Source organism: Cedecea davisae, assembly GCF_044095835.1.
In the GTDB taxonomy this organism is placed as follows: Bacteria; Pseudomonadota; Gammaproteobacteria; order Enterobacterales; family Enterobacteriaceae; genus Cedecea; species Cedecea davisae.
The window spans coordinates 2846371-2867033 of the sequence record NZ_CP172054.1; the positions used below are offsets into that span (position 1 = coordinate 2846371).

Below are 20663 nucleotides of genomic sequence, written 5' to 3' on the forward strand. Positions count from 1 at the left end.
TCCCCTGTTACTGGGTTAACAAAGATCGCCCCGCGATCTCCGGTTACGTTTTGTCATAAAGCGCAACGGTTCGCAATGTTATTGCAAATCAATCTCATTTGCATTAGCGTGTAACAACTTTTTTTACAGCAAAGATGGAACAACATGAGAGCCGCGTGGAGCGCACTAATGATCGGACTTTGTTCAGCCTCGGCGGTCGCCGCAACCTGCACATTTACCGGTAGCCAGGGAGAGCAGGAGGGGAAGTTCGACGCCAGCGGTGAAATCTGTTTTGGCCTTCCCGCTCTTAGGGATAACTACGCCAATGTGAAACTCGCGGGCATAACGGACGCCAGCCTGCTTGACAGTAAAGGCCGTGTCTGGCGCGCGCTGGTGGAAAATGGCCCGGTCGATGGCAAACATAACCCGCTCTTTGCTTTGCCGGTTGGCGTGCCCTCAACCCTGGTATTGCGCGGGGAACCCGGCCAGCGTTGGCGGTTCCGCTGGCAAATTCGCGAAACCGTTCCGCTGAAACGGAATGAAGTGCTGACCCCGGAAAGCCCGGCGCTGCTGGCTCTGGAGCAGGCTCTGAGCCACGGCGGCAATACCGATGCTTTCTGGAAGGCAAGACGTGAGCAAGGCACGCCTCTGGTGGAGGCAATAGACGCCAGTAATAAACGCGTGACTTTCCTGTGGCGCGGCGCGACCAGCAATGTCTTCGTGCTTGGCTCTCCCGCCGGGGATCACGACCCGATGTTCCGCCTCGGCCAGTCGGACGTCTGGTATCGCAGCTATGTCGTTCCGGCCGACACGCTGATGCAATATAAGCTCGCGCCGGACGTTCCTCTGGTAGAAGGCACCGCTCGCGAACAGCGTCGCGCTATTCTGGTGAGCGCCCAGGCCGACCCGCTCAACCCCCAGTCCAGTCCCGCAGGCCAGGCCGACCGCTGGAACCGCTTCTCGCTTTTAAACCTCACGTCCACCCGCTACTTCACGCCTCACGCAACCTCGGAGCCGATTCGCAACGGTTCGCTGGTGCGCTATCAGGTGGAGAGCAAGAAGCTTGCTAACAGCCGCGAAGTCACTGTCTATCGCCCGCGCGGCAGCCAGCCCGCACGCTGGACGCTGATGCTGTTTGATGGCCGCATGTATCAGAATCGCTACCGTCTCGCTAACGTGCTGGACGGCCTGATCGCCCGCCATTCACTCCCGCCAATCAATGCGGTATTTATTGACAGCCTCGACGGCGATCGGCGCGAAAAAGAGCTGCCGCCCAATCGGGACTTCGCCGATTTTATGGCCCAGGAACTGGTGCCGTGGCTACAACGTCAGGGCATTAGCCTGACGGCGCAGAAAACTATTGTCGCTGGTTCAAGCTATGGCGGCCTGGCTTCGTCGTGGGTTGCCCTGCGTCACCCCGACGTTTTCGGCAACGTGCTGAGCCTGTCCGGTTCTTACTGGTGGGCGCCGGAGGGCGAAGCGCCGGGCTGGCTTACTCGCCAATATCAGCAGTCTCCTCGCCTGCCGGTTCGCTTCTGGCTTCAGGCCGGGAGATTTGAAAGCAAAGGCTCAGACGGCGGAATTTACCGTAATACGCAGCAGCTTGAGACGGTACTGCGCGACAAAGGTTATGAGGTCAGTTTTCACCCGTGGTCAAGCGGCCATGATTATGCCGCCTGGTGCGAGGCCATTATCGCGGGCGTGAAGGATTTGATTAAGCGGGATTAATTTTTCCCTGCCTCGTGGCTTGCCGGACGGCGCCCCTCTTTCGGCCGAAAGAGGGGTTGTCACAAACATAAAAATTAGCGGCTAACTTCGCAGTGGCTCAGCATTCGCCATATCTTCGGCAAAGTTCGCGTTTCCCCCAGCACTTCAACCTGAGTTGTCTCGCGAATATCCTCAGACGACGCGCCCACCATCAGCGTAAACTCTCCCGGTTCAACAATGCGTTTCCCGCTGCGGGCGGTGAAATTAAGCATATCGACGGGCAGAATAAAGGTCAGCGTGGCCGATTCCCCCGCCTCAAGTTCAACGCGCTCAAAGCCCTTTAGCTCCTTAACCGGCCGCACCATCGAGGCTACGTTGTCGCGAACGTAAAGCTGAACAACTTCACTTCCGCTGCGCTCCCCGGTGTTGGTTACGGTCACGCTTAGCGTAATCTCTCCATCTATCGCCACCGTTTTACCGCGCAGGGTTATTGGGCTGTAGCTGAAGCTGGTCCAGCTTTTGCCATAGCCAAACGGGTAGCGGCTGCCAAAATGAAACGCATACGGCGTGCCGCCGCTTTTCAGTTTGTGGTTGTAATAATAAGGCATCGCTCCGGCGCTCTTCGGTATGCTGACGGTCAACCTACCCTGCGGCTCCGCCCGGCCTGTCAAAACGTCTGCAATCGCCCAGCCGCCTTCCTGACCCGGCGCCCACGCGATAATGAGTGCTGAAACTTTATCTTCCAGCCCCCCCAAGTTATAAGGGCGCCCGCCGGTCATCACTACAATGACCGGCTTTCCGGTCGCTACCAGCGCTTCCAGCAGTTGCTGCTGAACGCCGGGTAAATTAAGAGAGTCAGTATCCGACCCTTCCCCCACCGTACCGCTTTGGAAGAGTCCGGCTAAGTCACCCACGCAGGCGACAACAATATCGCTTTGCTCCGCAGTACGAACCGCTTGCGCAATCAGAGAAGTATCAAGCGAAACCGGTGAATGCTGAATCGGTTTTCCGCTGCTGTCGCCGGGGAAGACCGGCGCACCGGCCATGCGTTTTTCGATAATATGGCAGCCTTTGGCATAGCTGACCTTCTCATCGCCCAGGTAATGGCACAGCGCCGCCAGAGGCGTGGTGACCTGCGTTGTTTCCTCAAGCATGTCGCTGATTATCAAATGCACCGGGAAGCTGTAGCCGCTCAGCAGCGCCAGAGGATCGTCGGCGGTCGGCCCGATCACGGCCATCCTCTGATTTTCTGCCAGCGGTATTGCCGCCCTGTTTTCCAGAAGCGTAACGGAACGCGTGGCAACGTCTCTGGCAACCTGCCGCGCTTGTTTGCTCTGAAGCACGACCTTCGTTTCATCGGCATAAGGCCGTTCAAACAGGCCAAGCTGGAACTTCACCGCCAGCGTGCGGGCAACAATCTCATCAATTTTTGCCATACTGATAAGCCCGCGTTCCACCGCATCGCCTAAATGGCGGACGCAGTCATCCTTGGGTAATTCCACGTCCAGCCCGGCATTAAACGCCAGCGCCGCCGACTCCGCCGCATCCCGCGCAACGCCGTGATGTTGATGTAGAAGACTGACGCCGCCGTAATCCGCTACGATGATGCCGTCAAACCCCCACTGCTCGCGCAAAATATCCGTCATCAGGAAGCCGTCACTGTGGCCGGGCTGATTGTCGATATCGTGATAGGCGGGCATCACGGAGCCTGCGTGCGACAGCTTCACCGCCATCTCAAACGGCAGCAGGAAGGTATCATTTAGTTCGCAAAACCCCAGATGAACCGGCGCATGATTACGCGCACCTTCGCTGAACGAATGCCCCACGTAGTGCTTTAACGTCGCCAGCAAATCGCGTTTTTTACCCTGCAACCCTTCGACATAAGCACAGGCCATAAGCCCCACCAGCCAGGGATCTTCGCCGAATGTCTCTTCCGTCCGTCCCCAGCGAACATCCCGGGAAACGTCCAGCACCGGAGCAAGCCCCTGATGGCAGCCGGTGCTGCGGGCCTCGTCTCCAATGTGCATGGCGGCCTGGCGAATAAGGGCCGGGTCCCAGGTTGAACCGTAGTTCAGCGAAGAAGGAAAAAGGGTCGCATCTTTGCAGAGCAGGCCCACAAGGCACTCTTCATGAAACAGCGCGGGAATACCCAGCCGGGTCTCCTCGACCAGCATTTTTTGCAGCTTGTTGGCGGCCCGCACGCCCTCTTTAGCCTCAACAATATGCGTTCCCAAAGGCCGCGTTATTTGCCCCACGCCAATCTTCAACCTTTGTGCCAGCGAGGCCTGTTCCGAAACACCGGCAAACTCATCGCTCATATCCGTTCTTTCACGGTGTTCACCGGTTTCTGAAAGCACCAGCCAGTAAGCATGCATCTGGGCAAATTTTTCTTCCGGCGTCATTCGCGCCAGCAGGTCGGCAACTCGCTCGGCTACGGGGCGCTGCGGGTCTTTGTAGATTACGGTCATCGGTTACTCCTGGGTAGCTGAATGAAAGGTTGGCTGCTGCGCCTGCCCCGCGCCGTTGGCTCGCTTTTGTGCCAGCTTGCGGGCGATAGTATCTGCCGTGCGGCTGTTCAGTTTGTAAATCGCCAGCAGCGCGACCATCGCAATAAAGAGTCCGGCAGGGATAAAGGTAAACAGCAAGTTGATAGTGGTGAGCACGCCTGACGCCTGCTGCGCCTGATTCGGCACATAATCCACCATGCCCAACACCCAGCCCACCACCGCACCGCCGAGAGCGAGACCAAACTTGATGGCAAACAGCGCGGTCGAAAAGACCAGTCCGTCCATCCGTCGCCCGCTGCGATGCTCCTCGTAGTCGACAACGTCCGAGAACATGGTCCACTGAAGCGGCGTGGTCAAATTTTGAATAAAACTAAAAACGATATTGAGGCCAAAAATAAGCCACACGTTTTCGGCAGGAATAAAGAAAATCAGCAGACAAAAAATAATAAAGGTCACCATCGTCCACTGGTAAGCCCGCACCCGGTCAAATTTCCCCAGCAATTTTGCGGATAAAAGCGCACCGCTCAGCGCGGCAATCATCCCGCCGACAATAAAGGTAAAGACCATTTCCGGGCGCAGTAAAACATATTTCACGTAATACATTGTCGCCGAGCCACGCGTGACTACCGCCGTCAGCAGCAAAATATTAAACAGAAAGACAATCCTCCACTGGCCGTTAGCCGCAAGAAGTTTCAGGTCGCCAACCAGCGAGCCAGAGGTTTCATTGCGTGGCGTAAACCGTTCGCGGGTAAAAAAGAAACAGCAGAAAAACAGAATAATCCCCAGCAGGCCCATCAGGCTCATGGCATAAAAATAGCCCTGCTTGTCGTCGCCCTTGCCAAGGCTCGCCACCAGCGGCAGCGCAATCACCGTCACAATCAGCCCACCGACAAACGACAGGCCAAAGCGCCAGGACTGAAGGGAATGGCGCTCATGCGGGTCCATCGTTAAGGCTCCGGGCATAGCGCAGTAAGGCACATTAATAGCGGAATAGATAAAGCTGAGTAGCGCGTAGGTCAGGCAGGCATAGGCTATTTTTGCCGTCTCGCCCACGTCCGGCACGTAGAAGGTAATAATGCAGCTGACGCCGAACGGAATAGCAAACCACAGCAGCCATGGGCGAAAACGGCCGTGGCGGGTTTGCGTTCTGTCTACCAGCGCGCCAATACAGGGGTCAACAAAAGCATCAATAACCCGCACCAGCAGGAACATGGTGCCCATAATAGCCGCCGGTAGGCCAAACACATCCGTGTAAAAATAAGCAAGAAATAGCGTAGCCGTTTGCCACACCAGGGCGCTTGCCATATCGCCAAGGCCATAGCCAATTTTATCTTTCGTAGAGAGTACGGAGGATATTGTCATTATTATCTGCCTTATCAGGTTAAAAAGCATTTTCAACCCGTGGTGCAATATTCAATGCCGGTATTGCACGACGCACCCTGAGTATTAAAAAGTCGGCAGACAGCGACAATTGTAGAATTAAACTGTGGGTTTATGATTTTTTGTTTTTTTGCCGGAATGTGATCGCCAACATGAATGAAAACTGATTTTTTATGGCGCGTGGGGAATTTACACCCTCTGTTCCGGGGTGATTATTAACGATGCGAAGGATTTTATTTCAGGAGGGATAATTCCCCTCTCTTTTTTCAAAGAGAGGGGAAGATTAAGTCTTACTTGTTTAGTTCGGCGAGGCTCAGCCAGGTCTGCACCACGGTGTCCGGGTTCAGGGACAGACTATCAATCCCCTCTTCCATCAGCCACGCGGCGAAGTCCTCATGGTCGGAAGGCCCCTGCCCGCAAATCCCGACGTATTTACCCTGCTTCTTCGCCGCTTTGATAGCCATCGACAGCAGCGCTTTCACCGCGTCGTTGCGCTCATCAAAGAGTTCGGAAACCACGCCGGAATCGCGGTCCAGCCCCAGCGTCAGCTGAGTCATGTCGTTCGAGCCGATAGAGAAGCCGTCAAAGTATTGCAGGAACTCCTCGGCCAGCAGGGCGTTGGACGGGATCTCGCACATCATGATGATTTTCAGTCCGTTTTCGCCACGCTTCAGGCCCTGCCGCTCCAGCTCCTCAACCACCGCTTTTGCCTGCGCTACGGTACGCACGAACGGCACCATCACTTCAACGTTGGTCAGACCCATTTCGTTGCGCACGCGCTTCATGGCCGCACATTCCAGAGCGAAGCAGTCACGGAAGCTGTCTGCCACATAGCGGCCCGCCCCGCGGAAGCCCAGCATCGGGTTCTCTTCTTCAGGCTCGTAGCGCTCGCCGCCCACCAGGTTGGCGTATTCGTTCGACTTAAAGTCAGACAAACGCACGATAACGCGCTTCGGCCAGAAGGCCGCGCCCAGGGTTGCGATCCCTTCGGTCAAACGGCCCACGTAGAATTCGATCGGATCGTCGTAGCCTTTCATCATCGAGCGGATTTCAGCCTGCAAAGCTGGTTCCTGCTGGTCAAACTCCAGCAGCGCACGCGGATGCACGCCGATCATGCGGTTGATGATAAATTCCAGACGGGCCAGGCCAACGCCTTCGTTCGGCAGGCAGGCAAAATCGAAAGCGCGGTCCGGGTTGCCGACGTTCATCATTATCTTCAGCGGCAGATCGGGCATCGCGTCAACGGTAGAGCTTTTTACGGTGAAGTCGAGGATCTCGGCGTACACATAGCCGGTATCGCCTTCCGCGCAGGAGACGGTCACGTTCTGGCCCTCGCTCATGCGCTCGGTCGCATCACCACAGCCCACAACCGCAGGAATACCCAGCTCGCGCGCAATGATGGCCGCGTGACAGGTACGCCCGCCGCGGTTGGTCACAATCGCCGCCGCCTTCTTCATGATAGGTTCCCAGTCCGGGTCGGTCATATCGGTGACCAGTACATCGCCCGGCTGAATGCGGTTCATTTCGCTGATATCGTGAATCACTTTTACCGGCCCGGCGCCAATGCGGTGGCCGATAGCGCGGCCTTCGGCCACGATTTGGCCCTGGGCGTGCAGCTGGTAGCGCTCCATCACCTGGCCCTGAGATCGAACGGTTTCCGGGCGAGCCTGAACGATAAACAGCTTGCCGGTATGCCCGTCTTTAGCCCACTCGATATCCATCGGGCGGCCGTAGTGTTTTTCAATCTGCACCGCCTGCTTCGCCAGCTCCTGGATTTCATCCGGGGTGATGCAGAAGCGGTCGCGGTCGGCTTCCGGCACGTCTTCGATACGCACCTGCTTACCGTGCTCCTGGGTTGGAGCGTAGACCATACGGATTTTTTTCGACCCCATCGTGCGGCGCACGATAGCCGGTTTGCCCGCTTCGAGCGTCGGCTTGTGGACGTAGAATTCGTCCGGGTTGACGGCGCCCTGCACTACCATTTCACCCAGGCCCCACGCGGCGGTGATAAACACAACCTGGTCAAAACCGGATTCGGTGTCGATGGAGAACAACACGCCGGAGGAAGCTAAGTCTGAACGAACCATACGCTGCACGCCCGCAGACAGCGCCACGCCGCGATGGTCGTAGCCCTGGTGCACGCGGTAAGAAATAGCGCGGTCGTTAAACAGCGAGGCGAAAACGTGTTTCACCGCCACCAGCACGGCGTCAAAGCCCTGCACGTTAAGGAAAGTTTCTTGTTGCCCGGCAAACGAGGCGTCCGGCATGTCTTCGGCGGTAGCGGAGGAGCGTACCGCGAAAGAGGCTTCGGCATCGTCTGAAGAGAGAGTTTGATAGGCTTCGCGGATTGCGTTTTCCAGTTCAGGCTGGAATGGCGTATCGATAATCCACTGGCGAATCTGCGCCCCGGCTTTTGCCAGCGCGGTGACATCATCAATATCGGTCTTATCCAGCAGCTCATAAATGCGCTGGTTCACGCCGCTCTGGTCGAGAAACAGGTTAAACGCCTCGGCGGTAGTGGCAAAACCATTCGGGACGGAGACGCCCATACCCGAAAGATTGGTAATCATTTCACCCAGGGAGGCATTTTTGCCCCCGACCCTGTCTACATCGTTCATGCCGAGTTGGTTATACCAAAGAACCAGCGGTGACGAGCCATTATTGGACATCGAAACAATCCTTTTTTAAATGAATGGGTACAAGAAACACCAGACTTCGTATTTAGCTTTGCATATTCTGAGGGTGGAATGAAACCGGTGAATCGTTCAAGCAAAATAAAATATGAGATTTTCGGATAGATCCGCTCACTTCATAAACCGTTGATTATCATATAGTCCACACTATACAAATGGTTATAGTGTTGTATTGATTATATTTGCGATGGTTTATTAAATTTAAAAACGCTATTTCACTTTTAAAATTAAGATTAGCGCTACTCGGAATACCTTGTTTTACTTTATGCTTTAGAAAAATGGCATCCAGGGTTCAGGAATAAAAATGGATAACTTAGTCGATCGTCACGTATTTTGTATTTCCGACGGCACCGCTATTACTGCCGAAGTGCTTGGCCATGCGGTGATGTCACAATTCCCGGTATCTATCAACAGTATTACGTTGCCGTTTGTGGAAAACGAAAGCCGGGCCAGGGCGGTTAAAGAGCAAATTGACGCAATTTATCAGCAGACCGGCGTGCGCCCGCTGGTGTTTTATTCCATCGTGCTGCCCGCAATCCGCGACATCATTGTGCAGAGCGAAGGTTTTTGTCAGGACATCGTGCAGACGCTGGTCGCCCCGCTGCAGCAGGAGCTAAAACTCGACCCTACGCCCGTTGCCCACCGCACCCACGGCCTTAACCCCGGCAACCTGACAAAGTATGATGCTCGTATCGCCGCTATTGACTACACGCTGGCGCACGATGACGGCATTTCTATGCGTAATCTTGATCAGGCCCAGGTGATTTTGCTGGGTGTTTCTCGCTGTGGAAAAACGCCGACCAGCCTCTATCTGGCGATGCAATTTGGCATTCGCGCCGCCAACTACCCGTTTATCGCCGATGATATGGATAATATTCAGCTCCCGGCGGTACTCAAACCGCTTCAGCATAAGCTGTTCGGCCTGACGATTAACCCCGAGCGGCTGGCGGCTATCCGTGAAGAGCGCCGGGAAAACAGCCGCTATGCCTCCCTGCGCCAGTGCCGCCTTGAAGTGGCCGAGGTCGAAGCGCTGTTTCGTAAAAACCAGATTCGCTACCTCAACAGCACCAATTATTCAGTGGAAGAGATGGCGACCAAGATCCTCGACATTATGGGACTGAATCGCCGCATGTACTAAGAAACTAGTACAAAAGATTTTCCCTGTATGTTAGGGTGTACAGACTGCGTTGGGGTAATCCATCCATCAGAGCGGCCCGGGAGTTGAAATCGGTCAGCTTTGGTTTATTGTGATCCCCATCACTTCCCGGTAAATCGCCGCAGAGAAGACAAAATTTCTGAGACACCCAATGAATAAAACAGATGAATTGCGGACCGCGCGCATCGACAGCCTGGTCACCCCGGCCGAGCTGACCGAACGCTTCCCGGTTTCCGCTGAGGTGGCACAGCACGTCACCGCGGCCCGCCGCCGCATTGAAAAGATCCTCACCGGCGAAGATAAACGCCTGCTGGTTATCGTCGGCCCCTGCTCGATTCACGATCTCGATGCCGCGATGGATTACGCCCGGCAGCTCAAGACCCTGCGCGATAAACATCAGGGCAGCCTTGAGATTGTCATGCGTACCTATTTTGAAAAACCGCGCACCGTGGTGGGCTGGAAAGGGCTTATCTCCGATCCTGATTTGAACGGCAGCTACCGCATTAATTACGGCCTCGAGCAGGCCCGACGCCTGCTGTTACAGGTTAATGAGCTGGGCGTGCCGACCGCCACGGAATTTCTCGATATGGTGACCGGGCAGTATATCGCCGACCTGATCAGCTGGGGCGCAATTGGGGCACGCACCACCGAGAGCCAAATCCACCGCGAGATGGCGTCTGCGCTCTCCTGCCCGGTGGGCTTCAAAAACGGCACCGACGGCAATACCCGCATCGCGGTTGACGCTATCCGCGCCGCGCGCGCCAGCCATATGTTCCTCTCCCCGGATAAAGAAGGGCAGATGACCATCTATCAGACCAGCGGCAACCCTTACGGGCACATCATCATGCGCGGCGGCAAGCAGCCGAATTACCATGCGGAAGATATTGCCGCGGGGTGCGATACGCTAAGCGCTTTCGACCTGCCGGAGCACCTGGTTATCGACTTTAGCCACGGCAACTGCCAGAAACAGCATCGCCGCCAGCTGGACGTGTGTGAGGATGTCTGCACCCAGATCCGCAACGGATCCCGCGCTATTTCCGGCATTATGGCTGAGAGCTTCCTGAAGGAAGGCACCCAGCAGATTGTTGCCGGACAGCCGCTGAACTACGGCCAGTCGATTACCGACCCGTGCCTGAACTGGGAAGACACTGAAACCCTGGTCAACATGCTGGCGGAAGCCACCGCCCGACGTTTCTAGCCCATATTTTCCGGCGGGAATTTTAATAACCCGCCGGATTTCATAGCGTTACCCGTAACGACAGCCGTTTTGTCACAAAATTCCGCAATTCACATATTTCTTACAAATAATGCTTGCCGCAGAATCGCCTTTTTCTGATAATGATTCTCATTGTTACACTGATTGTCATTTGTATACAGAGTGAAGCGTATGGAAAAGCCATTCACCCCTGCCAGCCCGCAGACCACAACGGAACCCCGCCAGATTGACAGCAAAGCGCTGCTTGGCGCAGACGGCCGCGTGGTTATCGTCCATGAAGGGCAGCAATACCTGTTACGCCAGACTCAGGCAGGAAAGCTTATCCTGACTAAATAAATTTAAACAAACCGTTCCCCTGACTAAAACGGGGACATTAGCCAGCCACCCAGGTCATCCCCAGGCAGCCAGCGCTTTCGTTATTCCTATGGAGAGTTGCGCTATGCCTTGCACACACACGGCGGGTTTCCGTCTGTCTTTACTCACATTAGCCGTATTCACCGCCCTGCCCGCTTTTGCTAAAGACGAGCAGATGACCGTTGTTGCCACCGGCAACCAGCGCAGCACCTTTGAGGCGCCGATGATGGTTAGCGTCATCGACGGCAGCTCTCCGGAAAGCCAGACGGCAACGTCCGCGGCCGACATGCTGCGTAAAGTTCCGGGAATAACCATCGACGGCTCCGGGCGCACTAACGGCCAGGACATCAATATGCGCGGCTACGATCGTCGCGGCGTTCTGACCCTGGTGGACGGCATTCGCCAGGGCACTGACACCGGGCACCTGAACAGCACCTTCCTCGATCCTGCGCTGATTAAACGTATTGAAGTCGTGCGTGGGCCTGCGGCTCTGCTGTACGGCAGCGGCGCGCTGGGCGGCGTTATCTCCTATGAAACCGCCGACGCGGCTGATTTACTGTTTGAAGGCCAGAACAGCGGTTACCGCGTATTTGGCACCGGCGGCACCGGCGACCACAGCCTCGGTCTCGGCGCCAGCGCATTTGGCCGTACCGATAATCTGGACGGCGTCGTTGCCTGGTCCAGCCGCGACCGCGGCAATCTGCGTCAGAGCGACGGTGAAACCGCGCCTAACGACGAAAACATCGGCAATATGCTGGCCAAAGGCACCTGGTACATCGACTCCGCCCAGTCTCTGGCGGGCTCCCTGCGTTATTACAACAACAGCGCTCGCGAACCGAAGAACCCGCAAACGACGGACGCATCTTCCTCTAACCCGATGACCAACCGCTCTACCATCCAGCGCGATGCCCAGCTGAAATATCACCTTGATCCGCAGGATAACGACTGGCTGAACGCTGATGCGACGGCTTACTGGTCAGAAGCGCGTATCAATGCCGAAACCCCGGGAGCGGGCGGCGAGTTCCGCAAGCAAACCACCAAAGGCGGCAAACTGGAAAACCGCAGCCGTCTGTTTAACGACAGCTTTGCGGCTAACCTGCTGACCTACGGCGGCGAATATTATCGCCAGCAGCAGAACCCAGGCGGCCTGACCACCGGTTTCCCACAGGCGAAAATCGACTTCGGCTCCGGCTGGTTGCAGGACGAAATCACCCTGCGTGACCTGCCTGTTTCTATCCTCGCCGGAACCCGCTATGACAACTACAGCGGCAGCAGCCAGGGTTATAAAGACGTAGATGCCGATAAGTGGTCATCTCGCGGCGCCGTGTCCGTTAGCCCGACCGACTGGCTGATGCTGTTTGGCTCTTATGCTCAGGCATTCCGCGCCCCAACTATGGGCGAAATGTATAACGATTCCAAACACTTCACCATCCCTCGCATGGGGACTAACTACTGGGTGCCAAACCCTAACCTGCGCCCGGAAACCAACGAAACTCAGGAATACGGTTTCGGCCTGCGCTTCGACAACCTGGCAATGGCTAACGACGGCCTGGAGTTCAAAGCGAGCTATTTCGATACCAAAGCGAAGGACTACATCTCCACCACGGTCGATATGCGCAAGATGACGACCATGTCCTACAACGTGCCGAAAGCCAAAATCTGGGGCTGGGACGTTAACGCCAAATACACCGCCGACCTGTTCAGCCTGGATACCGCTTATAACCGCACCCGCGGTAAAGACGAAGATACCGGCGAGTACATTTCCAGCCTGAACCCGGACACCGTGACCACCACGCTGGACATTCCTGTGGCACACAGCGGCTTCTCAGTGGGCTGGGTCGGCACCTTCGCCGAGCGCTCTACCCACATCAGCAGCTCTTATGCTCAGCAACCGGGTTACGCGGTCAACGATTTCTATGTCAGCTATACGGGGCAACAGCAGCTGCGCGGTTTAACCACCACGCTGGTGTTTGGTAACGCCTTCGATAAAGAGTACTGGTCACCGCAGGGTATGCCGCAGGATGGCCGTAACGGTAAAATTTTCGTGAGCTATCAATGGTAAAGGAGTTTTTCATGAGTCAGCGTTATGACAGCTGGTTGCAGCTGAAGCAGGAACACCCGAAGAAATACGCCCGGGATATCGCCAAACTGATGCAAATCAGTGAAGCGGAACTGACCCATGCCCGCGTCGGACACGACGCATGGCGCTTAAAAGGTGATGTGAAAGAAGTGTTTGCCGCGCTGGAAGCCGTTGGCGAAACCAAATGCATCTGCCGCAACGAATATGCGGTACACGAGCAGGTGGGCCGCTTTGAGAACCAGCATCTGAACGGCCATGCCGGGCTGGTGCTGAACCCTCGCGCCCTGGACTTGCGCCTGTTCCTGAACCAGTGGGCCAGCATCTTCCACGTCCGCGAAACAACCGCTCGCGGCGAGCGTCAGAGTATTCAGTTCTTCGACCATCAGGGCGATGCGCTGTTGAAGGTGTACACCACCGACAATACTGACTTTGATGCATGGAGCCAGGTGCTGACCCGTTTCATTCACGCGGATAACCCAGCGCTTGAGCTAAAAGCCGTTGAAGAAGCGGTAATGACCCCAACCGTAGAAGCCGACAAGCTCGATAGCGAATGGCGCGCCATGACCGACGTGCATCAGTTCTTTATGCTGCTGAAACGCCACCAGTTGACTCGTCAGCAGGCTTTCCGCCTGGTGAAAGACGATCTGGCCTGCCGCGTGGATAACGAAGCGCTTTCTCATTTGCTGAACCAGGCGAAGAAAGACGGCAACGAAATCATGGTGTTCGTTGGCAACCGCGGCTGCGTGCAGATCTTCACCGGCGAAATTCAGAAAGTCGTGCCGATGGAAAACTGGGTCAATATCTTCAACCCGGAATTCACCCTGCACCTGATGGCCGATACCATCGCCGAGAGCTGGGTAACGCGCAAGCCAACCGCAGACGGCCACGTAACCAGCCTTGAGCTGTTTGCCGCCGACGGTACGCAGATTGCCCAGCTGTACGGCCAGCGCACCGAAGGCCAGCCGGAGCAGGAGCAATGGCGTCTTCAGATTGACGCATTGACCGGCAAAGGGCTGGCAGCATGAAACGCCTGATCCTCACCTTATTCGCCCTGCCGTTAATGGCAGGTGCGGCAGAGCGCGTGGTGACAATCGGTGGCGATGTCACCGAAATCGCCTGGGCTCTGGGTGCGGGTCAGGACGTGGTGGCTCGTGATAGCACGAGCCTTCATCCTGAGACCGTGAAAAAACTGCCGGATGTCGGCTATCTGCGCCAGCTGAGCGCCGAAGGCATCCTCGCTATGCGCCCTACTCTGGTACTTGCCAGCGCTCAGGCCCAGCCTTCGCTGGCGCTTAAGCAGCTTGAGTCCAGCAAGGTAAAGGTCATTACCGTACCGGCGGATAATAATCTCAACGGAATTGATGCCAAAGTGGCCGCCGTTGCCGGTGCGCTGGGGAAAACGGAACAGGGCGACAAGCTGCGTAAACAGCTTCACGACCAGCTGGCCGCTATCCCTGAAAAACCGCTGGGTAAAAAAGTGCTGTTTATTATGAGCCACGGCGGGATGACCGCGATGGCCGCCGGGCAGGAAACCGCGGCAGACGCGGCAATTCATGCTGCCGGGCTAAGTAATGCGATGCAGGGCTTTAAGCGCTACCAGCCGCTCTCTCAGGAAGGCGTAATTGCCAGCCAGCCTGACTTAGTGCTGGTGACAACAGACGGCGTGAAAACCCTCGGCGGGGAAGCTAACGTCTGGGCCTTACCGGGCCTGGCGCAAACCCCTGCGGGCAAGCATAAACAGCTGATGGTGGTTGACGATATGGCGCTGCTCGGCTTCGGGATTGATACCCCGCAGGCTATTCTCGCCCTGCGCCAGAAAGCGGAGCAACTCCCGTGATACGTCGCCCCCTGCCCCATCATGCCCTGTGGTTAATGGGCCTGGTGCTGCTGGCGCTGGCGCTGCTCGCCGCTAATCTCGGCGCGATGCGGCTGTCCGTTGCCGTGCTGTGGCAGGCTCATGATGAAGCGCTACGCGACATCTGGCTAAACATTCGTCTCCCCCGGGTGCTGCTGGCCGCGCTTATCGGCGGCGCGCTGGCGCTTTCCGGCTGTGTAATGCAGGGGCTGTTTCGTAACCCGCTGGCCGACCCTGGCCTGCTGGGGATCAGCAGCGGAGCCGCGCTGGCGGTCGGCCTGTCCGTCGTCCTCCCGCTGGCTCTGCCTGCCGTGCTCGCGTTATATGCTCCAATGCTTGCCGCTTTTGTCGGCAGCCTTGCTGTGACCCTTGCCATCTTCCTGCTTAGTCGTAAAGGCAGCAATAGCCTGTCACGCCTGCTGCTGGTCGGGATTGCTATCAACGCCCTGTGCGGCGCGGCGGTTGGCGTGCTGTCGTGGGTAAGCAATGATGCGCAGCTGCGCCAGCTTTCGCTGTGGGGTATGGGCAGTCTCGGCCAGGCGCAGTGGTCAACCTTGCTTGCGACCGCTTCGCTTATTCTGCCCGCCGCCGTCGGTATCTGGCTGCTGGCTAAACGCCTTAACCTGCTCCAGCTGGGTGACGAAGAAGCGCATTACCTGGGCGTTGACGTGAAAACCACCCAGCGCCAGCTGCTGATCCTCAGCGCGCTGCTGGTCGCGGCGGCGGTGGCAATCAGCGGCGTAATTGGTTTTGTCGGCCTCGTGGTCCCTCATCTGGTGCGCATGTGGCTCGGCTCCGACCACCGCTGGCTGGTGCCGGGCTCGGTGCTGGCGGGCGCAATGCTGCTGCTGATTGCCGACACCCTGGCGCGTACCCTGGTCGCGCCTGCCGAAATGCCGGTTGGCTTACTCACCAGCCTGATTGGCGGCCCGTGGTTCCTGGCGATGATATTCCGCAACAAGGAGAAAGGCTGATGTCTGCGGTTCTGCAAACGCACCATGTTTCGCTGAAAATGGGTCACCGCCTGCTGATTGATGACGTCAACGTCGCCCTTAAACCGGGTGAGGTGGTCGCCCTGATAGGCCCTAACGGCGCGGGTAAGTCCACGCTGCTGCGCCTGCTTACCGGGTTTCAGCTGCCCGACAGCGGGCATGTTGCCCTGGCCGGTGACGATTTGACGCAGTGGTCAAGTGAGGCGCTTTCCCGCAAGCGTGCGGTGATGCGCCAGCAAAGCAGCATGGCTTTTAGCTGGACGGTAGAAGAAGTGATTGCCATGGGTCGAGCGCCCTGGCCGCAGGAATCCACCGGCAAAGTAGTGGCCGAAGTGATGGCGCTTACCGGCTGCGATGATCTGAGCGGAAGAGATTTTTGCCGCTTATCCGGCGGTGAACAGCAGCGGGTGCAGCTTGCCCGCGCGCTGGCTCAGCTGTGGTGCGACGGTCAGCCGCACGGCTGGCTGTTCCTCGACGAACCGACCTCTGCCCTGGACTTATACCACCAGCAGCACGTTTTACGCCTGCTGCGCCGCCTGGCGCAAATGGGTACCCTGTCGGTTTGTGTAGTGCTGCACGACCTGAATCTGGCCGCGCTCTGGGCCGACCGCATCGTGCTGCTGCATAAGGGAAGAATGGTGGCCGACGGTACGCCGGACGAGGTGCTCGATGAGCAAGTTTTACAGCACTGGTATCAGGCCGACCTGCGGGTATTCCGCCACCCGGAACACCCGGTTCCCCAGGTTGGCCTGCGCCAGTAAACTAGCTCGAACAGCTGACTTCCAGCCGTTTTCCCCAGTCAGGCGGACGCCGTGTGATATCGTCCTGGCGGTCGGTAAACGGCTGAAGCAGCGCCTGATGTAGCTTCTCCAGTTCGCCTGTATCCCCCTGCTCCGCAGCGGCAATTGCCCGCTGCGCCAGCCAGTTTCTTAGCACCAGCGCCGGGTTTGTCGCCTGCATTTTCCTCTGGCGCTCCGCGTCGCTTATCTGCTCAGCCTGCAATCTTTCACGATAGCGAGCAAACCAGGCATCAAAACTCGCCCTGTCGATAAACTCGTCCCGCAGCGGTGAAGCCGCGCTCTGCTGCTCCGTCATGCCGAGCAGGCGGAAAGTCCTGGTGTAATCGCTTCCCTCCTTGCTCATCAGAGCAAGCAGTTCGCTGAGGATCTGGTTATCGTTCTGCTGCTCGCTGAACAACCCGAGCTTAGCCCGCATTTGTTTGCCGAAGGCACGCATTATCGCGGGCTGGTAGCCGTCCAGAATGGTATTCAACCTGTCAGCCGGGATAAAGGGCGACAGGGTCTGGGCCAGGCGTTGCAGATTCCAGAGGCCGACCGCAGGCTGATTATCGAAGGCGTAACGCCCCTGGTAGTCAGAGTGATTGCAGATAAATTCTGGCTGATAATCGTCAAGGAAACCATACGGGCCGTAGTCCATGGTCAGACCGAGAATCGACATGTTATCGGTGTTCATTACGCCGTGCGCAAAGCCAACGGTTTGCCAGTGCGCAATCAACGAGGCGGTGCGTTCCACCACATCGCTAAACCACAATTCGTAGCGCTCGTTCAGCCCCAGCAGGTGCGGCCAGTGGTGGAGAATGGCGTAATCGGCAAGTTGTTGAACCTTTTCCGGCTCCCGGCGATAGTAAAAATGTTCGAAATGACCGAAACGCAGGTGGCTTTCTGACACCCGCAGCAGCATCGCGCCCTGCTCAACCGTTTCACGCTGCACCGGCGTTTCGCTGGTAACAATGGTCAGCGCCCGCGTAGTGGGAATACCCAGCGCATGCATGGCTTCGCTGGCGAGAAACTCGCGAATAGTTGAGCGCAGCACCGCCCGCCCATCGCCCATTCTCGAGTAAGGGGTAAGCCCTGCGCCTTTCAGATGCCAGTCAACTTTGCGCCCGTCGGCAAGCTGTTGCTCGCCCAGCAGAATGCCTCGCCCGTCGCCCAGTTGCCCTGCCCAGACCCCAAACTGATGGCCGCTATATACCTGCGCCAGCGGCTGCATACCCGGCAGCAGTGTTTCACCGCTCCAGATGCCCGCGTGCTGCGCATCAAAAAGCGAAGCATCCAGCCCGAGTTCATCGGCCAGAGGCCGGCTGTGATAAAGCAGCCGCGCATTTTTCAGCGGGGTCGGTTTTAATTCGCTGTAGAACCCCGGCAGCTCGTCGTGCCAGCTGTTCAGAAAAGCTAAAGTATTGGTCATGGTTCCTCCGGCCCACAGTGTAGCCCCTGTCATGACTTTTAAACACGGTCAGCCAGCAGGGGCTTTAGTGCATCAGCCCCTCGTGCGGAGGTAAAAGAGAAACTAACTCATTGGGCGGCACCAGCGGCCAGAGCTTGCCCTGCATCGCGGCAAAGCCAAGCCCCTGTACTTTGCGCCGGGCAGCGCTGGTATTGATTCCGTCCACCAGCAGCGATTCACAAAAAGGCGAAATTTGCCCGATGATGGCCAGCATAAACGGCGTAAAACTGCGCCCCGGCAGCTGTTTTTGAATAAAGAAACGATCCATTATTACGCGCCTGAACAGGCCGTCAAAAATAGGTTTTGTGGTGGCGTTTCCGGCACCGAAGTCAGCCAGCACCAGTGAAAAATCACCCGCAATTTGCGCCAGCCTTAAATTAGCCGTTCCGCTATTCAGGTCGGGGAAACTTTCGCTCAGGGTTAATTCAATAAACGGCAGCGCTTTTAACCTGAGGAATAAACTCTGGTCATTAATTAGCGCGTCAACAATGATTTCATTAATATGAACCCAGGCAATCAGGCGCTGTGAGATAAAGAAACTTTTATGTTCTTCAATAAGCGCTAATTTTTCGCTAAACAGGGAGAGCTGCTGCTGCGGGCTAAGATGGGGAGTAAGAAGCTCAACGGGAATACGCACCGGCGCATCCTCACCGACAAAGTTTGCCACTATTTCCACGCCCATAACGCTATCATCCGGCTTCATTGCCGGGCGAAAGTAGAGGTGAGAACAATAAACAATATCAAGTGAAACAATCATTTGCCAGCCCTGTAGATTTCCGGTTGGACGGCAGAGAGATACAGCGCCACTCCGAGAAAATTCGGATAGCCGCTATCGCTGTGTATTTCACACTCATCCCTGAAACGTTTAAGCTTTATCTTTTAATTATTTGCAGCTTATCCTGGATATCCGTACATAGCCAGTTTTTAACGCAAATCACGCACCGAGTCGCGGGCTACGATCGAAGGTAAAAAAGATTCATTCTCACATTGTTCATTTAATAATTTACGCGTTGCATAACGCGCCATATCCCCGATGGGGAAATAGATGCTGGTTAACGCCGGGCGAACAAATGCCGCTCGGTCTCCACTGTCATAACATATAAGGGATATATCCAGCGGGATGCGTAAACCGCGTTCGGTAATGGCTAACATAGCGCCGACGGCCATCTCTTCATTACAGCAGTAAAGGGCGCTGATTTTATACTTATCCAGCAGCGCCGCCGTCTGCTTGTAGCCGCTTGGCATGTCGTACTCGCCCTCCACCACCGCGACCGGCTTAATGCCGTCTCGTTCCATCACGTCCAGAAACCCCTGGCGACGCAGCAGGCTCGAGGCTCGCTGAGTCGGGCCGTGAACACAGGCGATAGCCCGGTGGCCGGCATCCAGCAGATATTGGGTCGCCATCTGGCTGGCAAGGCGATGATCGAAGACCACGCAGCGCTCGCGAAGCGCCGGAACCTCTCTGTCGAGCACGATAAATTTATTACCGCGCTCGGCCAGTTGCACAAGGGTTTCGTCAGATATCGCACGAACGTGAATAACCAGCCCGTCGCAGCGCAGATTGTAGAGCCGCTGGATGGCATTGCGTTCGTTCTCTTCCACGCCGCGCCCCTGGGTCACCAGCAGCTGTTTACCGTTTGATTCGGCTTCGCTTTGCACCGTGTCCATCAGCGAGCCAAAGAAGCCGCCGGTGTAAGACGTAGTCACCAGCCCGATGGTGTGGCTCTGGCTGGAGGCCAGCGCCCTCGCGGCAGGATTGGGGGAATAACCCAGCTCGGCAATCGCGGCTTCGACTTTAGTCCGGGTATGCGATTTAACCTTAGTATCGCCGTTCACCACGCGAGAGACGGTGGCGCGAGAGACACCGGCGTGGGCGGCAACATCTTCGAGGGTAACCATTGAACAATCCTTAGCGGGAAAACAGAGTGCTTGCCGATATTACCTGATATTAGAAAGCGCGTTGACACCGCCCGCAGATTTGCGGGAACGGTCACGATTTTTAGCCAGGTTTAACGGAAGAAGCTAGATACGGCGCGCCTGCCAGAACTTTTTGCGCCAGTAGACGTTATCCAGCGAGGAGCGCATTACGCCGCGGCTGGTAGAGGCGTGGATAAAGGTATTGTCGGTGTCGTAGATGCCAACGTGGAGGCCGCTTTCTCCCGAGCCGGTTTTGAAGAAAACCAAGTCTCCCGGCAACAGATCGTCTTTATCGATTCGGGTGCCGATTTCCGCCTGCTGGCTGGTCATACGCGGCAGCATCAGCTCAAACCTGTCGCGGAAGGTCATCAACACGAAGCCCGAGCAGTCAACGCCGCGGCGGCTCATGCCGCCATAGCTGTACGGCGTGCCGTGCCAGCTACGCAGCTGATCGTTTAATTGAGCAATAACGGTGATGGAGTCCGAAAGCCGGGCGTTTGGATGAGGGGCATTATGGCTACACCCGACCAAAACTATGCATGCCACTGCAATAAGCCACAAACGCATTTTTCAGACATCT

The 20663-nt window shown here is 56.6% G+C and carries 16 protein-coding genes; 9 read left to right on the plus strand and 7 right to left on the minus strand.

What is annotated here, in order from left to right:
* The first annotated feature begins 144 nt into the window (after window positions 1-144).
* Window positions 145-1707, plus strand: a complete 1563-nt coding sequence (locus ACG1VR_RS13605) for an alpha/beta hydrolase-fold protein (protein ID WP_395489057.1) — start codon at window positions 145-147, stop codon at window positions 1705-1707.
* Window positions 1708-1781: 74 nt separating this feature from the next.
* On the opposite strand, the gene ACG1VR_RS13610 is transcribed toward ACG1VR_RS13605, so the two are convergent.
* The 3 genes from ACG1VR_RS13610 to ppsA all read right to left on the minus strand — a co-directional run bounded on the left by ACG1VR_RS13610 (window position 1782) and on the right by ppsA (window position 8242).
* Window positions 1782-4154 (minus strand): glycoside hydrolase family 3 N-terminal domain-containing protein, encoded by a 2373-nt coding sequence (locus ACG1VR_RS13610; RefSeq protein ID WP_395489058.1) that lies wholly within the window; start codon window positions 4152-4154, stop codon window positions 1782-1784.
* Between the two features lie 3 nt (window positions 4155-4157).
* Window positions 4158-5555 carry an MFS transporter gene (locus ACG1VR_RS13615; RefSeq protein ID WP_395489059.1) on the minus strand — a complete coding sequence of 466 codons (1398 nt, stop codon included), beginning with the start codon at window positions 5553-5555 and terminating at the stop codon, window positions 4158-4160.
* A 308-nt stretch (window positions 5556-5863) separates the two neighbouring features.
* Window positions 5864-8242 (minus strand): phosphoenolpyruvate synthase, encoded by a 2379-nt coding sequence (ppsA, locus tag ACG1VR_RS13620; protein WP_172570200.1) that lies wholly within the window; start codon window positions 8240-8242, stop codon window positions 5864-5866.
* 328 nt (window positions 8243-8570) lie between these two features.
* Between ppsA and ACG1VR_RS13625 the strand changes: the two genes are divergently transcribed.
* The 8 genes from ACG1VR_RS13625 (at window position 8571) to ACG1VR_RS13660 (ending at window position 16680) form a co-directional block, all read left to right on the plus strand.
* Window positions 8571-9404 carry a pyruvate, water dikinase regulatory protein gene (locus ACG1VR_RS13625; protein WP_016536054.1) on the plus strand — a complete coding sequence of 278 codons (834 nt, stop codon included), beginning with the start codon at window positions 8571-8573 and terminating at the stop codon, window positions 9402-9404.
* Between the two features lie 169 nt (window positions 9405-9573).
* Window positions 9574-10620: a 3-deoxy-7-phosphoheptulonate synthase AroH gene (aroH, locus tag ACG1VR_RS13630; protein ID WP_395489060.1), complete on the plus strand. Its 1047-nt coding sequence runs from the start codon at window positions 9574-9576 to the stop codon at window positions 10618-10620.
* 189 nt (window positions 10621-10809) lie between these two features.
* Window positions 10810-10974, plus strand: coding sequence for a hemin uptake protein HemP (hemP, locus tag ACG1VR_RS13635; protein WP_227317636.1), 165 nt, complete (start codon window positions 10810-10812; stop codon window positions 10972-10974).
* A 103-nt stretch (window positions 10975-11077) separates the two neighbouring features.
* On the plus strand, window positions 11078-13054 hold the full coding sequence (locus tag ACG1VR_RS13640) for a TonB-dependent hemoglobin/transferrin/lactoferrin family receptor (RefSeq protein WP_039898125.1): 1977 nt from the start codon (window positions 11078-11080) through the stop codon (window positions 13052-13054).
* 11 nt (window positions 13055-13065) lie between these two features.
* A complete protein-coding gene (locus ACG1VR_RS13645) occupies window positions 13066-14097 on the plus strand; it encodes a hemin-degrading factor (RefSeq protein WP_039898123.1) in 1032 nt (343 codons plus the stop codon).
* Window positions 14094-14909, plus strand: a complete 816-nt coding sequence (locus tag ACG1VR_RS13650) for a hemin ABC transporter substrate-binding protein (protein ID WP_395489061.1) — start codon at window positions 14094-14096, stop codon at window positions 14907-14909. The genes ACG1VR_RS13645 and ACG1VR_RS13650 overlap by 4 nt, the downstream gene beginning before the upstream one ends.
* A 35-nt stretch (window positions 14910-14944) precedes the next feature.
* The gene (locus ACG1VR_RS13655; RefSeq protein WP_016536048.1) at window positions 14945-15901 is read left to right on the plus strand and encodes an iron ABC transporter permease; all 957 of its coding nucleotides are present in this window, start codon (window positions 14945-14947) and stop codon (window positions 15899-15901) included.
* The gene (locus tag ACG1VR_RS13660) at window positions 15901-16680 is read left to right on the plus strand and encodes a heme ABC transporter ATP-binding protein (RefSeq protein WP_016536047.1); all 780 of its coding nucleotides are present in this window, start codon (window positions 15901-15903) and stop codon (window positions 16678-16680) included. The genes ACG1VR_RS13655 and ACG1VR_RS13660 overlap by 1 nt, the downstream gene beginning before the upstream one ends.
* A gap of 1 nt (window position 16681) precedes the next feature.
* Here ACG1VR_RS13660 and selO read toward each other — a convergent pair whose 3' ends face one another.
* The 4 genes from selO to ACG1VR_RS13680 form a co-directional block, all read right to left on the minus strand.
* On the minus strand, window positions 16682-18127 hold the full coding sequence (gene selO, locus ACG1VR_RS13665) for a protein adenylyltransferase SelO (RefSeq protein ID WP_395489062.1): 1446 nt from the start codon (window positions 18125-18127) through the stop codon (window positions 16682-16684).
* A 64-nt stretch (window positions 18128-18191) separates the two neighbouring features.
* A complete protein-coding gene (locus tag ACG1VR_RS13670) occupies window positions 18192-18923 on the minus strand; it encodes an EAL domain-containing protein (protein WP_395489063.1) in 732 nt (243 codons plus the stop codon).
* A gap of 167 nt (window positions 18924-19090) precedes the next feature.
* Window positions 19091-20065 (minus strand): LacI family DNA-binding transcriptional regulator, encoded by a 975-nt coding sequence (locus ACG1VR_RS13675; RefSeq protein WP_395489064.1) that lies wholly within the window; start codon window positions 20063-20065, stop codon window positions 19091-19093.
* A gap of 123 nt (window positions 20066-20188) precedes the next feature.
* A complete protein-coding gene (locus ACG1VR_RS13680) occupies window positions 20189-20650 on the minus strand; it encodes a C40 family peptidase (RefSeq protein ID WP_172570206.1) in 462 nt (153 codons plus the stop codon).
* Window positions 20651-20663: the final 13 nt, after the last annotated feature.

Coding starts and splice junctions, on each gene's coding strand:
- ACG1VR_RS13605 (WP_395489057.1), top strand. CDS start 145: ATGAGAGCCGCGTGGAGCGCACTAATGATCGGACTTTGTTCAGCCTCG.
- ACG1VR_RS13610 (WP_395489058.1), bottom strand. CDS start 4,154: ATGACCGTAATCTACAAAGACCCGCAGCGCCCCGTAGCCGAGCGAGTT.
- ACG1VR_RS13615 (WP_395489059.1), bottom strand. CDS start 5,555: ATGACAATATCCTCCGTACTCTCTACGAAAGATAAAATTGGCTATGGC.
- ppsA (WP_172570200.1), bottom strand. CDS start 8,242: ATGTCCAATAATGGCTCGTCACCGCTGGTTCTTTGGTATAACCAACTC.
- ACG1VR_RS13625 (WP_016536054.1), top strand. CDS start 8,571: ATGGATAACTTAGTCGATCGTCACGTATTTTGTATTTCCGACGGCACC.
- aroH (WP_395489060.1), top strand. CDS start 9,574: ATGAATAAAACAGATGAATTGCGGACCGCGCGCATCGACAGCCTGGTC.
- hemP (WP_227317636.1), top strand. CDS start 10,810: ATGGAAAAGCCATTCACCCCTGCCAGCCCGCAGACCACAACGGAACCC.
- ACG1VR_RS13640 (WP_039898125.1), top strand. CDS start 11,078: ATGCCTTGCACACACACGGCGGGTTTCCGTCTGTCTTTACTCACATTA.
- ACG1VR_RS13645 (WP_039898123.1), top strand. CDS start 13,066: ATGAGTCAGCGTTATGACAGCTGGTTGCAGCTGAAGCAGGAACACCCG.
- ACG1VR_RS13650 (WP_395489061.1), top strand. CDS start 14,094: ATGAAACGCCTGATCCTCACCTTATTCGCCCTGCCGTTAATGGCAGGT.
- ACG1VR_RS13655 (WP_016536048.1), top strand. CDS start 14,945: ATGGGCCTGGTGCTGCTGGCGCTGGCGCTGCTCGCCGCTAATCTCGGC.
- ACG1VR_RS13660 (WP_016536047.1), top strand. CDS start 15,901: ATGTCTGCGGTTCTGCAAACGCACCATGTTTCGCTGAAAATGGGTCAC.
- selO (WP_395489062.1), bottom strand. CDS start 18,127: ATGACCAATACTTTAGCTTTTCTGAACAGCTGGCACGACGAGCTGCCG.
- ACG1VR_RS13670 (WP_395489063.1), bottom strand. CDS start 18,923: ATGATTGTTTCACTTGATATTGTTTATTGTTCTCACCTCTACTTTCGC.
- ACG1VR_RS13675 (WP_395489064.1), bottom strand. CDS start 20,065: ATGGTTACCCTCGAAGATGTTGCCGCCCACGCCGGTGTCTCTCGCGCC.
- ACG1VR_RS13680 (WP_172570206.1), bottom strand. CDS start 20,650: ATGCGTTTGTGGCTTATTGCAGTGGCATGCATAGTTTTGGTCGGGTGT.